Source organism: Pseudoalteromonas sp. Z1A2, assembly GCF_011378755.1.
Classification (GTDB): Bacteria; Pseudomonadota; Gammaproteobacteria; order Enterobacterales; family Alteromonadaceae; genus Pseudoalteromonas; species Pseudoalteromonas distincta.
Genome location: NZ_WTKX01000001.1, coordinates 317798 through 331947, shown reverse-complemented (window position 1 = coordinate 331947; position 14150 = coordinate 317798). Strand labels below are relative to the sequence as shown.

Sequence of the window (14150 nt, the reverse complement as noted above, 5' to 3'; positions counted from 1 at the left end):
GGCATCGATGGTATTGAGTGATCTTGATGGATGGTATTAGGTGATCAGCTTAGATAGTATTAGGTGATCGCGATGCATGAGAATATGCAGCAGTAATGGCTGAAGCACCAACATTACTTAAAGGTTACCAAGTACTGCATGAGTTGTTTCAAAAAACATCATTCAACGCAGAAGAGCTAACAGTAGTATGGCAATCAATTAACGTAGAGCACGACTGTCATTACTGTGTTCCTGCTCACAGTGGCATTGCAGCGGCAATGAAGGTTGATCAAGGTATTGTTGACGCACTTGTTAACAAAACACCACTTGAAAACCCTAAGCTAGAAACTCTTCGTGAAACTACACTTGCAATGACACGTGAACGTGGCGTGATCAGCGATGAGCAAATCGAAAAATTCTTTGCCGCAGGTTACGCTAAGCAACAGCTACTTGAAATTATTGTAGGCTTGTCTCAAAAAGTAATGAGCAACTACACTAATCACCTTGCTGATACACCAGTAGACGCTGCATTTAAAAAATACGTAAAATAAATACGGTTTTATAAATGACAAAAGGCAGCCTAGGCTGCCTTTTTTGTACTTTTAAATCACAGCTATTTAAACTTAACCGTTTTTGTACTGCGTGTATAAATACGTTGTTCGGGCTTTGTCCACTCACCCTTTTTTAAATAAGAGGTCGATACAATAAATTTATCGTCTTTTAGTTCACTCATCGATTTAACCTTTGTAATACCATCTTGGCTACCAGTTACATCTTCATAAGCTACAAATTGAGTGGGGCTGAGGACTTTCATAGTCCCTTTTGTATAAAACCCTGCTGTTGTGAAATAGTAAAATACCAAAGACTCTTTTTTACTGTCGTAAAAAATCATCGACTCGCCGCCATACTCACCTTCATTAATAGAGTGCTTGGTATGTATCGCTTTACCGTTTAAAGCACGCTCCCAACGGCCAACATCTTGTATTTTTTTAGCACCTTCAGGTACTTTAAAGTCAGCCTGCCAAGTTCCTAAATAGGGCTTAAATACGGCAAGTTCTTTATCAAGGTTGGTGGATGTATCGGATGCATAGCTACTAAATGTTAATAAGCATAACACTAAGAATATCGCTTTAAAATATGTCATAATTTGGCTCTTGTTTTTGTAATACCAATGCCAAGTATAGGCGATAATTGATAAAGAAAATATTAATCACATTCTCATTACTTTATTTAGCCGCCATTTGGCAGGCTTACCTACTGCAATACTTACCTGTTTATATACCTATATATGTACCTGGTTATATAAGTGTATTAAGTGCTATCACTTTTTTAATGTACGCGTGGGATAAGCGACAAGCTAAGCGCTCTTCACATAAAAAAGTAAACCGCACGCCAGAGCGCACACTGCAACTACTTGCATTATTTGGAGGATGGCCGGGGGCATTACTTGCTCAACAATTACTTCGTCATAAATCGCAAAAGCGGCGTTTTATAGTGGTGTTGTGGTTATGTATTTTAATAAATGTAGGGGCTGTGGGGAGTTTATTATATTATTTGGGGTAGTTTAAAATTATGCCTTTAATACATGTGAAATGTTTAAAGGCATAATTAAAGTTTAGATACTGGACTAGTTAGCCGCTTCAGTTGCTGCTACTTCATCTAAATTTACTGTTAAAATTGTCTTTTTATCGACTACAACCCACTTGCGGTAAGTTAAGTAACCTGGCTTGCTTACTTCAACGTCGTACTTACCTTCTTTAAGTTCAATGGCATCTTGGTACACAGGCGCAATGTTCATAATGCGTACGCGTGCATCACTAGGGTTAGTGATTACAGTTAATGAAATAGGTGCTACAGCTTCGACAATTTCTTCTTGTACTTGAACTGCTTCTTCTTTTGCAAGTTGCTGCGTTTCATCTACAGACGATGTAGTTGAACAACCACTTAGTATTAGTAATGCCGCTAGTGCGCTTATCTTTTTCATAGGTACTCCATAAACTCATTTAAATAGTGATAATTACGAAAAATCTTGGAGGAGTTTATGCAAAATGATCGCTCAACCCGTCGTCCTTGACCTTCGTTTGTTAAAACAAAACGTTTGTTAGTTTAATATATTTTTAGTTATTTGGTGATGCTCTCGCAATAAATAGCTTTTTAAAGCATTACATTATCAAGAGACTGAGTAATAGCTTCGCTTCTTTCAACTAGTTGCTCTGCTGTACGGTACATCTTTCTTTTCATTAACGTATTTGCCATAGTGATATAACGTCTAGATAATTCTTGTTTTAAAGAAACGAGTAATGAAAAGTCTTTAGGTAATGTTGCAGACTCGGTATTGATTAATTCTTCAAAATCTAATAAATCTCTGTACTCTTCAATCGTCTCTAGTTTTTGTGTGTATCTATCAAATCTAGGACCGTAAAATACGACGGCATCTTCAGTAGGAAAATCAGCTGGTTCACCTAGGTTTACTTTCTTTTGGTAAAGCGTTAAAGCATCTATCGCCGACTCTCTTTTTAGAAGGTCTGCAAAGCCAAGTTCATTTTTTTGATTATTGGTGAAAATAGCTTTACCAACATTAAGTAAAGATTTTTGCGTGATAACATCATCTTCTTCAATCGCTTTATCTAAGGCAAGTTTATAGTTATCAAAATGCACTTCAGACGGGCGATAAACGTAGGTGCTATCGACTACACTTAAATCATTGATTAATTGTGGAATACTATTATTGTCTAGTTCACTATAGCGAGATTGCTCAAGTAACAAATCAATACGAGAAGTAATATCTGAGATTATTGATTGACGCTCTCTTAAAATGCTTTCGAGTTGTACCGATAGCTTTTCTGAATCTGGGTAATACTCCAAGGCTTTACTATAAACATTAATTGTTTCATCAAAGTCTTTAAACTTGTTAGCGCTTGTATTGATTTGATTCGCTCTGTAATCAAAACTTTGTAGAATATTAGCTTGATTAGATCTTAATAATCCCTGTTTTAATACCTCGTATTGAGGTGGAATTTCTGCAAGCTTGTTTAGAATCTCCGGCCCATCCCAAGACATCCATGTTTCTACTTGTTGGTTAATTGCTTTTGCATTATCTAATTTTGCTTCAAGCTGCTTTATATTATTTGTATTTGATAGATAGTACTGACCAGCCAAAAGGGCTAACACAACAGTACTGGCTGCAAGTGCTATTGCCGGTTTAAAGTTACTTTGAAGCTTATCTAAAACAGGCTTTAACGAATCAGTTCTTTTTGCTGCATCTAAAGAAATTGCTTTATTAAGTGTGCCCCATAACCATAAAGGGCAGTTACTAGGACGTTTTGCCGATGTATCTTTAGGGAGTGTGTCTGCTGCAACACGATTATATGGATGTTTGCTACTTAATAACTCTAGGGCAATACACGCATAAGAAAAAACGTCATCTTTAACGGATGCTGCAGCACCTTTTAATTGTTCAGGACTTGCATAGGTTGGCGTATAACCACCTACAGTGCCTAGGCTTGATTCACTATTAACTGCATAGGCATCTTCAATGGTTTTGTGTTTAGCAATACCAAAGTCAAGTACCTTGAGGCTACCATTTGAATCGAAGATTATATTCGATGGCTTTAAATCGTTATGAATGACGCCACGAGAATGGGCATAAATTAAAGCATCGGCAAGTTGATTAAGAATCACGCTCGCTTTTTTGAAAACCATTCCAGAGGGTTTGTTGCGTTTAATTATTTGCTCTAGCGTTTCGCCTTCTACTAATTCCATGGTTACGTAATGTAAACCGTTATCAGAACCTGCAGAATATACTTTTACAATATTTGGATGGGAGAGCTGTTGTGTTTTAGTTGTTTCATCCTTAAGAAGTGAAATAGCTTCTTCAGAATGAGAAAACTCTTCTAATAATACTTTAATCGCTACGAAAACTTCAGGACGACTCGCACTTTCTAAAAATAAATCTCTGGCTCGGTAAATGTAACACATGCCACCTTGGCCAATAAGTTCTTCAACTAAGTAGCGATCGGATACTTTTTTACCAATAAGGTTTAATTTATTTATTGCTTTTGACGTGCGAAGATTTGAGTCAAGCGAAGCTATCTGCGTTTTATCATTAGAACTGTTGACACCGCTCATTATAAATCCTTTTATTGTGTATATTAAAATAATCGCAAAGGTGAGTTTTTTATTTTTATCAATTCTCCCTTTGATAAGCGTTGTATTTTTACAAAAATTAGCCAACTTAGCAATGTTTCTAAAGCAGAACTTTCGTACAAAACTTTAAAAAATTAAGGGCTTTTATATTAATTATTGAAATATCGTTTATTTACTGTTTATTTTTATAAACAGTGTAAGCCTACAGGCATTGTTTTATAACACTTCTAGGGGCTTAAAATGAATAAAATGTAATGCTAATTATTAAATAGCAATTTTTTTAAATGGGAACATACAAAATATCTTTTGTAAGCTTTGAAAGGGCTTTTTTATAGAGGTTTTGTTTAATTTAATTTATTTAAATTTGAGCTTTTGTATGGTTGAGTATATTTTTATATATTAATTTCAATGTTGACAATAGTTTCTCTTCTACTTTATCCTAATGGGAATGTAGATTTATGGGACTAACTTATCAAATGGAACTGATACTAAACATCACTAGTTATCATAGACTCTCTCCAGAAATTGAAGCAACTAAAACAGTAAAAGACTCTCTAATATTTGGCCGTTCAGAAGCATGTGATTGGCATTTTCCTGATCCTGAAAAAATCATTTCTAGTAAGCACGGACGCATAGTTAAAGAGGGCGACTCTTTTTATGTTTACGATACATCTACAAATGGTACTTTTGTAAATTTTGGTGTGGCTCCATTAGGTCAAGGCAATAAACAACGCTTGTCAAATAGTGATACGATCACTGTGGGTGATTTTCAGATAGAGGTAAAATTAGCGACTAATGAAAAAACAGCTGACACCGATTATGGTAATTTAAGCGCTGCAGCTAGTATTAGCAAAGAGCCAGAAAGGTCTTATCAGCATCCTACGGAGCATTTTTCTGAGCCAGAACAGTACTTTAATGAATCAATAATGGATGAGTCTATGCCTGCAGTTTCTATGACTCAGGCCAGTGACCTTAATTCAGCTAACCAAATACCGGAAAACTGGGATGAGCTTGCTCACTTAATGAACCCAGAAGCTGTAACTCAACAAGCACCTGTTGTAAGTAAACCACAACAAAAACCAGCTGTTGAGCAGCAAACTTCAGTTAATACACCAGTACTAGATACGCCTGTAACTAAACCTCAAGCAGTAAAGCCTGCTCCTAAACCAGTAGTGCAAAAAAATCCAACATCGCTTAGTGAAGATACCGCTTTAACTGATGCTTTTTTAAACGGGCTGGGGGTTAAAGCTGAGTTACAAAATTCATTAAACTCACAAGAACTTTGGTTTGAAATGGGCCAAGGGTTAAATCTATTACTGACCGAGTTGATGGAGTCTCTTCGCCAAAGAGCGCTTGTAAAAAACCAATTACGTTTAAACCAAACGATGTTTCAAACTCAACAAAATAACCCAATTAAGTTTTCGGCAGATATTGATGACGTTATTCAGAATTTATTCATCAGAAATAGTGCAAGCTTCCTGTCGTCTCAAGAATCAATCAAAGAAAGCTTTGTTGATACGCGAAGACATGAACATGCTTTATTAGCAGGAGCTGACGGCGTATTAAAAGGGATGTTAGAGCAAGTTTCTCCCCAACATATAAATCAACAAATAAATGATAATTCTAACGTATTAAAAATCATCCCTGGTCAAACAGAGGCTAAGTGCTGGAAGCTATACAAAAATTTATATGATGAGTTATCTCATGATGTAAATAGTAAGGGAGCTATGGCGTTGTCAGATGATTTCTTAAAAGCATACAACGATAGAATTAAAGAATCGTTCTAGAAAGGAAAGTAGATAATGAACAAATTTAAGCTCTTTTTAATGAGTTTCAGTTTACTGTTTTTAGCCATGGGTTGTTCAACTGTTAATAAGTTTGTGCCTCCTTCTACGGATCTAAAAATTAATGTGTCTAAAAATGTAAATCCAGACACGTCAGATAGACCTTCACCGGTAGTAATGAAAATTTTTGAGCTTAGCTCGAGAACAATTTTTGATACTCAGGATTTCTTTAGCCTGTATGAAACACCTGAAAAACTATTAGGCCCGGACTTATTAAAAAAAGATGAATTAGAATTACAGCCAAACTCTGTTCAAAAATATAAAATGAGCTTAAACCGCAATACACGATATGTTGGTGTTGTTGTCGCGTACAGAAATATCGATCAAGCACGATGGAGAGCTGTAATCGAAGTTGACCCAACTGGCTATGACGATATAGATGTAAATGTTGAAGCAATTGCTACATACATGAGAGAGCAGTAAAAAAGGATTTGTACAATGAGTGATAACACTCGTGTTGCTTGGACCGAAGGAATGTTCTTAAGGCCGCAACACTTTCAGCAGTCAGATAAGCATTTTTCGCATTTAATTAAGCAAATTTGTAATGGGAATTTAGCAGATCCTTGGGGCATACTTGATATAAGTATCGATACTCAGCTATTAAGCTCAGGCCAATTTGCTATTGAGTCATTGTCAGCTATTACCCCTGATTTGCTACCTATCGATATGCCTCAATCTACCTCTTTGCCTGAGCCTTTAGTGGTGGGCAAAGATGTTTATGATGAAATAATTTATTTAGCGGTTCCTGCACTAAAAGCCAGTGGTATTAATATTTCATCTTTAGATGAGGATATTGTTACGCGTTATAAACTAAACGACTTATCTGTAAGTGATGACTCTTTAGGTGCACAAGCTCAAGAAATTATTCAAGTAGCTAAGGTATTTAGTAAGCTAGTATTGTCATCAGACGACCATGCAGGCTATATATTATTGCCACTTGCACGCATTGTTGAAGTTAGCAGTGAAGGTCAAATTAAGCTCGATCCAAAGTATATACCAGCATCGTTAAAAGTCGGTCAGTGTAAGCCATTACTTGGTTTAGTGAGAGAGATTGGCTCAATGATCAAGCAGCGCTCAGAGAGTATTGCTGTTAGATTGTGCCAAGGTTATGCGGGAAGTACCTCTGTAGCTGATTTTATTATGCTGCAAACATTAAACAAGTATGACGCTGTTTTTGAAAACTTATTATCAGTTAATAATCTTCATCCAAGCGTTCTTTATACTCGTCTAATAGAGCTTGCTGGTGAGTTATCTACTTTTAGTACCGTAAACAAAAGAGTGCCTAAATTACCTAAGTACGATCATAAAAACTTAGGCCCGGTATTTAGTGAAGTAATAAACTTTTTATACCAATCTTTAAGTCATGTAATTGAGCAAACTGCTACGGAAATAAAGTTAGAGCAAAGCAAGTTTGGTATTTCTTTTGGTGCGCTCAAAGACAAATCAGTACTTAGCTCAGGTCAATTTGTATTGGCTATTAAAGCCAGTGTTCCTCACGAGGAGCTTCGTAAGATATTACCTTCTCAAATTAAAATTGGTAGTGTTGAGACAATCCGAGATTTAGTAAATAATCAAATCCCAGGTATTACAATCAGTAACTTACCAACGGCACCGCGTCAAATTCCTTACCATGCAGGTTTTCATTATTTTGAATTAAATAAACATGGCGAGCATTGGGCAAAACTTCATTCAAGTGGTGGTATTGCTATTCACTTGTCAGGAAATTACCCCGAGTTACAACTAAGCCTGTGGGCAATAAGAACTTAACTTTTAAAAGGAAGAGTTTCAATGGACGAAACCATTATAAAACCACGTCCTGGTCGATTAGGGCGTGATGCCTCAAATAATCCTCAAGTAGATAATGATCCAGACAAAACAGTCATGTCTGTTGAGCCTGTTGCAAGTAGTATTCCTAGTAATGCAAAGGTTTCTATATTTAGAAACCCATTAATGGAAGCCGCAACAGACTGTTTCTCTTTGGTTATTTCAATTAGAAAATCAGTTGAGATGACTAACTTAGCTGCGTTAAAGCATCGATGTGTAGAGGCTATCAAACGTTTTGAAGTCGAACTACGTAATCAAAATTTATCAAAAGATGTAATCAAAAACTCTCGTTATTGTTTATGTGCAATTTTAGATGAATCAGTTTTAAACTCTAAATGGAGTTCTATGGAATGGGCTGACGAAAGCTTGCTTTCGACATTTCATAAAGAAACTTTTGGCGGTGAGTACTTTTATACTTTACTTGATAATGCATTGGCCCAGCCTGAGCAACACAAAGCCTTTTTAGAGCTGCAATACCACTGTTTAAATTTAGGTTTTAAAGGTAAGTACAGACTAGATACTGTGGGTGACAATAAAGTAGAAGAATACCGCTCACAAATGTATCACTTATTAAATCAATTAGATGGGCCAATCAATAATAAGCTTTCTCCTAACTGGAAACAAAGAGTAGCCGCTGGCGTAGAATTAAGAAATCAGGTGCCATTATGGGTTATTTTTTCTGTTTTAGGCTTACTTTTACTTACCGTTTATTTATTTATAAATATGAAGCTAAATGATGATGTTATGGCTGTTAGTGACAAGCTTGCAATCATTCATCCTGTAGCTGAAGACCAAGCAGTAGATAAAAAAGATCAGCAGTTACTTGTACTAGAGCAGCTATTACAAACTGAGATTCAAATGGGGATTGTGACGATAAAGAAAAATATCGATAGGATCAGAATCTCAATTAATAGTGAGAGCCTTTTTAATCAAGGTGACTCTAAATTGTTACCTTCATTTCAGCCTATTTTAGAAAAACTAGCGTTAAGCCTTGAAGGAACCAAAGGACGTATTTTAATAACCGGCCATACAGATGACACACCAATTAGAACTGATAAGTACCCTTCTAATTGGCACCTTTCTTTAGCGCGCGCAACGCAAGTTGCAAACTCTATGGCTAAAAGTACAAACCTCAGTGGGCGTTTATGGCCCGAAGGTAAGGGCGCAGCAGAGCCTATTGCCAGTAATTCAGATTCAGCTTCTCGGTCATTAAACCGACGAATTGAAATCGATTTATTATTTTAAGAGGCTGAAATGAGTTTTTCACAAAAAATAAAAAAAGTGACCTACGCACTTACATCTCGTACGGCAATGCTAATTATCGGCTTTTTAGCTTTATCATTATTAATTTGGTTTGGCGGCCCATTAATCGCGATAGCTGACTATGTACCACTACAAAGTATTGCAGCAAGACTGTTTACTATTATATTGGTTTTATTGGTTTTCTCTGTGTCTAAAATTTATCGTCTTGTGCAACAAAGCAAACGAGACGAAAAAATGGCTGATGAGTTAATTGATAGTAATAACGATACAAATAGCTCTGAAGTAAATGAAGAAATTACTACGCTTAAAACGCGAATGAACGAAGCTATCGATCATTTAAAAGACGTAAAGCTGTTCAAAGGTAAAAATATTTACCAGTTGCCATGGTACATAATGATAGGCCCACCAGGGGCTGGTAAAACTACCGTTATTCATAACTCAGGACTTGATTACCCGCTAAAAGACAAGCTAGGTGTTGACTTGGTTCATGGTGTTGGCGGTACTCGTAATTGTGATTGGTGGTTTACCAATAAAGCAGTTTTAATTGATACAGCTGGGCGCTACACAACGCAAAGCAGCCATGCAAAGCATGATTCACGTGCATGGGAAGGCTTTTTAGGATTACTTCGTAAGTACCGTCCACTTAGGCCTATTAATGGTGTAATGATCAGTATGGGTATTTCTGAGCTTATGAGCCAGACCAAAACTGAGAGAAACCTACATGCTCGCGCTATTAAACAGCGCTTACAAGAACTGCAAAGCCAATTAGGTATGACCTTTCCTGTTTACGTTATTTTTTCTAAAGTTGATTTAATTGAAGGTTTTAGAGAGTTTTTTGGCGAACTAACAGAAGAAGAGTGTGAGCAGGTTTGGGGCGTAACCTTTGAACTTGATTTAGATAAAGACACGCAAGTAGATGCTTTCAACAAAGAATTTCACTCATTAATTTCTAAATTAACTGAAATGTTAAATCGTAGATTAATTAATGAAAGAAACGAAGAAATTCGCGCTAAGATATTTGAATTCCCTAGGCAGCTTCGTGTTTTACAAGGTGTAGGAGATGCTTTTTTAAAAGAAATATTCACTCCTAATGCATACGAAGAACTACCAATGTTTCGTGGTGTTTACCTCACAAGTGCAACGCAAGAAGGTACGCCATCTAGTTTTTTAAACGAAGCAAACGCAGGCGAATCTGGATACATTAACCAATCTAAAAGCTTTTTTATAAAGAATGTATTAGAAGGTGTAATTTTTCCAGAGCAAAACTTAGCAAGTACTAACAAACATCATGACAAGCAAAATAAATGGCTTCGTGTTGGTAGCATAACGCTTGCATGCATAGCTTTACTTGGTTTTTCAACATCGTGGTACTTTAGTTTTGCTTGGAATAGTAACTTAATTTCAGAGACTGAAGATGCGATTGCAACGTACCAAGAACTTGATACAGCCTCATTTGACCGTAATAACTTACTAGTACTAAACGATAGATTAAAGGCTCTTAGAAACTTACCTGCAAGCAACCCTGAACTTGTTAATACACAAGAGTCTAAATCAATTGGGTTTGATAAACTAAATGAAATAAAAATGGCTTCTACACAAGCCTACGACCGTTCATTACAAACGTATTTAGAACCGTTTATTGCAAGTACCTTAATTAAAGAAATGGAAGCTCATCCTGAGCACTTAAGTTATTTATACGAAACACTTAAGTGTTACCTCATGTTGTTTCAGCCTGAATACTTTGAAAGTGAAGATATAACGGTTTGGTTTAACGCTTATTTAGAGCGTAACTTACCAGGCGATAAAAATATGCAAACCAGAGTAGAGCTGATGGAGCATGTAGCTACATTACTTGAAAACGGTGTTAGCCAAATTGAAATTGATAATCAAGCAGTACGTGTTGCGCGAGCTGAGCTAACTAAGCTACCAATTGCTGAGCGAGCATATCAACGATTACAAGCCGACTTCCTAGATAGCAGTATTCCGCCATTTAGGCTTACAGACATTATTAGTTTTGAAAGTGCGCAAAAATTTACTTTTAGAAATGACGGTGAGCTTACGCGAAGTATCCCTGGCTTATATACATTTAATGGTTTTCACGGCATTTTTAATGTTGAGAAAAGTAAAATGCTTGGCAATTTAATGGCAAGTAGCTGGGTGTATGGTGAAGAGGCAACGGGCACTTACGATATTTCTAAAGATGAGATTGAGAAGAAGCTAGAGCAGCGATACTTTCAAGATTATATTTATTATTGGCAATCATTTATTGATGATCTGAGCCTGAATCAATATAGCTCTCCGGCTGAGGGAGTTAATATTACTGATGTCTTAGCAGGCTCTGAAGCGCCTATTAAAAATATTATCACTGCAGTACAAAAAAATGTGCAGCTAACTAAATTACCAGTATCTGATAACCAAAAGGCTGCAGGTAAAGTTGCAGCAAATGCTGCTGAAATAGCTATGCAAACCAAAGCTAATCGTATCAAGCGATTTTTACCTGACGAAGCCCCTAAATTTGATATTAAATTACCGGGTCACCAAGTTGAAGAAGCCTTTGAAGATGTAATAAAAATTGATGCTCAACAATTAGATAATATTCAGAAAAATCTAAGAGAGTTAAACGTTTACTTAACCAAACTTGATAGAGGCGATCAATTAAAGTCGTCAATTAAAGACCAAATTAGCGGTAAAAGTAAGCCTAGCTTTATTCGTCAGCTTGAGTTTCAAAGTCGAGATTTACCTTACCCGTTTAATAGTTGGCTGTTAGATATAAGTAGAGATACTAGTAACATAACTAAAAATAGTGCCAACAGACATTTAAACGAGATGTGGAAAAGTAAGGTGCTACGCGAATATAACGCTGCAATTGTTGGCCGTTATCCGTTTTCTCCATACGCAGATAAAGAAGTGAATATGAAAGATTTTACTCGATTTTTCGGCCCAGGTGGAACAATTGATAGCTTTTTCACCAATTATATTGCGCCAAGTGTAGATATGAGCTCAACGCCATGGAAATTTGAAAAAGATATAGGTATTAGCCGAGATACATTAGCGATGTTTGAACTGGCAAATCAAATTCAAACAGTCTTTTTTGATGGCGGAAGTGCAACACCAAGAATTGAGTTTGGCTTAAAACCATTAGAATTAGACCGCACCATCTCTAGCTTTATGCTCGAAATTGACGGTCAGTCAATGACTTACAGGCATGGTCCACTTAGGGTAACAAATTTTGTATGGCCTGGAGCAAGTGGCCAGAGTAAAACACGAATTGTATTTACTCCTCCAAATGGTGGTCGTTCTATAAATACAACTTACCAAGGTGAATGGTCGCTATATCGCATGTTAGACGAGTTAAGTGCTAAAAGAGCAAAAACACGTGAAGACTTAGAGTTACATTTTTCACTCATGGGAAACAATGCGAAAGTCGAGTTATTGCCTAAATCAATCAGGCATCCATTTTGGAATAAAAGTGTAGAGAAGTTTTCATGTCCGACCCGATTATAAATATTGGTTATCTTGGCAAGGTACCTAGTTTAGGTGATTTTGTACAAGATAGCGTTTCGAAAGAATTTTCAGAGCATTGGGAGCAGTGGCTGCAAGCAGCCATTGCAGTGAGTAAAGAACAGCTAGGTGAAGTATGGCAAGATAATTACTTAATTGGACCAGTATGGCACTTTGCATTATCGCCAAACATTGTTGGTGACAAAGGTGTTATGGGGACTCTATTACCGAGTATGGACGCAGTAGGTAGGCACTATCCCTTCACAGTTGCTAGCACATTAGAATTTGCACCTATTGATGTTTTAAACTCAGGTGTGTTTTCTTTAGAGTATGAAGACACTGTATTAAAAGTGCTTGATAGTTCGGTTGATTTATTTTCTTGGCGTAAAGAGGTTGCTAAGTCTCTAAGCTCTATAGCAGGAGTTAAAAAGCAGGTTAGTTTTTTAAATTCTGTAGATAAAAATAAAAGTGCAGAAGCATTTGAGTTCTCAGGTGATGAGTTATCAAGTCAAGCCCTCCAAGATGCAATGCATGCTCTTTTGTTAAAAAAACACGGTGATTACAGCGTTTGGTGGACACATGGCTCTTATAATATAAAACCTATGGTACTCATAACGCCTGGCTTGCCTGCGGTAAATCAAGTTGCAGCAATGTTAGATGGAAGGTGGAAACACTGGGAATGGAACTTTACACAGGTAAAAAATAGTGATTAGCAAGTTTAGTACAAGTTATGCAATTACCCACCGAGGCGCTGTGAGGCAGCTTAACGAAGATGCGCATGTAGAGATAAATAACCATAACTTATGGGTTGTCGCAGATGGGATGGGAGGTCACGAAGCAGGTGAAGTTGCCAGTCAGCTTGTTGTAGATGTAATAAGAGCAAAAGTTGAAGAGCTACCACTTGAGAAGCTTGAAGTATCTCACATAGTTGAAGCCATTGAAGATGCGAATAGGCAATTAAACGAATATAGCGCCCAATATTTAGGTAGCAAAACCGCAGGAAGTACAGTTACTGCCTTATTTCTTAAAAATAATAAGTACTATGTTTTGTGGGTTGGTGATAGCAGAGCTTATATGCTTCGAGATGGTCAACTTAAACAGATATCGAGAGATCACAGCCAAGTAAACGATTTAATTGATGAAGGGATTATTTCAGTAGAAGAAGCCAAGACACATCCATTATCAAATGTAATCACAAGAGCTGTGGGTGTAACTGCGGATGTAAAAGTAGACGTTATTCAAAATGAAGTAAAAACGGGCGATATATTTTTACTTTGTTCAGATGGGCTCACCGGTGAGTTGTCTGATGAAGACATATGTTTATCACTAGAGCCTAGTAGCATTATTGATTCTGGTATGGCGCTTATGCATTCATCATTAGTTAGAGGTGCAAGAGATAATGTGACCTGTATTTTAATTAAGTACGATGAAGGATACGCTGGTCATAAATCAGAAACATTCAACATTCAAGATGAAGCTACTATCCCGCTTTTTTCTAAATAACGATTTTAATTTAAAAAATTTGGTTTGTATTTTATATTTGAGTTTTTACTTTAATTACATCTATTAATTAATAAGTATATTAAATTTTAA

The 14150-nt window shown here is 36.6% G+C and carries 11 protein-coding genes and 1 pseudogene; 9 read left to right on the top strand and 3 right to left on the bottom strand.

The window, feature by feature from the left end; all coding sequences use genetic code 11:
• Positions 1-89: 89 nt before the first annotated feature.
• Positions 90-530: pseudogene (locus tag GQR47_RS01425) on the top strand (carboxymuconolactone decarboxylase family protein); the annotation flags it as partial.
• A gap of 62 nt (positions 531-592) precedes the next feature.
• Here GQR47_RS01425 and GQR47_RS01420 read toward each other — a convergent pair.
• On the bottom strand, positions 593-1123 hold the full coding sequence (locus GQR47_RS01420) for a hypothetical protein (RefSeq protein WP_024595405.1): 531 nt from the start codon (positions 1121-1123) through the stop codon (positions 593-595).
• A gap of 47 nt (positions 1124-1170) precedes the next feature.
• Here GQR47_RS01420 and GQR47_RS01415 point away from each other — a divergent pair, with 47 nt between their 5' ends.
• Positions 1171-1542, top strand: coding sequence for a DUF1294 domain-containing protein (locus GQR47_RS01415; RefSeq protein WP_024595404.1), 372 nt, complete (start codon positions 1171-1173; stop codon positions 1540-1542).
• A gap of 64 nt (positions 1543-1606) precedes the next feature.
• Here GQR47_RS01415 and GQR47_RS01410 read toward each other — a convergent pair whose 3' ends face one another.
• A complete protein-coding gene (locus GQR47_RS01410) occupies positions 1607-1963 on the bottom strand; it encodes a PEGA domain-containing protein (RefSeq protein ID WP_024595403.1) in 357 nt (118 codons plus the stop codon).
• A 170-nt stretch (positions 1964-2133) separates the two neighbouring features.
• Entirely contained in the window at positions 2134-4107 is a 1974-nt protein-coding gene (locus GQR47_RS01405) for a serine/threonine-protein kinase (RefSeq protein WP_024595402.1), read from the bottom strand.
• A gap of 476 nt (positions 4108-4583) precedes the next feature.
• Here GQR47_RS01405 and tagH point away from each other — a divergent pair, with 476 nt between their 5' ends.
• Genes tagH through GQR47_RS01370 form a run of 7 tightly spaced genes read left to right on the top strand, consistent with a single transcriptional unit; the run spans position 4584 to position 14060 of the window.
• Positions 4584-5912: a type VI secretion system-associated FHA domain protein TagH gene (gene tagH / locus GQR47_RS01400; protein WP_240915844.1), complete on the top strand. Its 1329-nt coding sequence runs from the start codon at positions 4584-4586 to the stop codon at positions 5910-5912.
• A gap of 15 nt (positions 5913-5927) precedes the next feature.
• Positions 5928-6392 carry a type VI secretion system lipoprotein TssJ gene (gene tssJ, locus GQR47_RS01395; protein WP_024595400.1) on the top strand — a complete coding sequence of 155 codons (465 nt, stop codon included), beginning with the start codon at positions 5928-5930 and terminating at the stop codon, positions 6390-6392.
• Positions 6393-6407: 15 nt separating this feature from the next.
• Complete coding sequence (gene tssK, locus GQR47_RS01390; RefSeq protein ID WP_024595399.1) at positions 6408-7736, top strand: type VI secretion system baseplate subunit TssK; 1329 nt, start codon at positions 6408-6410, stop codon at positions 7734-7736.
• A 21-nt stretch (positions 7737-7757) separates the two neighbouring features.
• Positions 7758-9038, top strand: a complete 1281-nt coding sequence (gene tssL, locus GQR47_RS01385; protein WP_024603626.1) for a type VI secretion system protein TssL, long form — start codon at positions 7758-7760, stop codon at positions 9036-9038.
• A gap of 9 nt (positions 9039-9047) precedes the next feature.
• Entirely contained in the window at positions 9048-12560 is a 3513-nt protein-coding gene (gene tssM / locus GQR47_RS01380; protein WP_165723401.1) for a type VI secretion system membrane subunit TssM, read from the top strand.
• Entirely contained in the window at positions 12542-13270 is a 729-nt protein-coding gene (gene tagF / locus GQR47_RS01375) for a type VI secretion system-associated protein TagF (protein WP_024595080.1), read from the top strand. The genes tssM and tagF overlap by 19 nt, the downstream gene beginning before the upstream one ends.
• Entirely contained in the window at positions 13263-14060 is a 798-nt protein-coding gene (locus GQR47_RS01370) for a protein phosphatase 2C domain-containing protein (protein WP_024595081.1), read from the top strand. The genes tagF and GQR47_RS01370 overlap by 8 nt, the downstream gene beginning before the upstream one ends.
• Positions 14061-14150 lie beyond the last annotated feature (90 nt).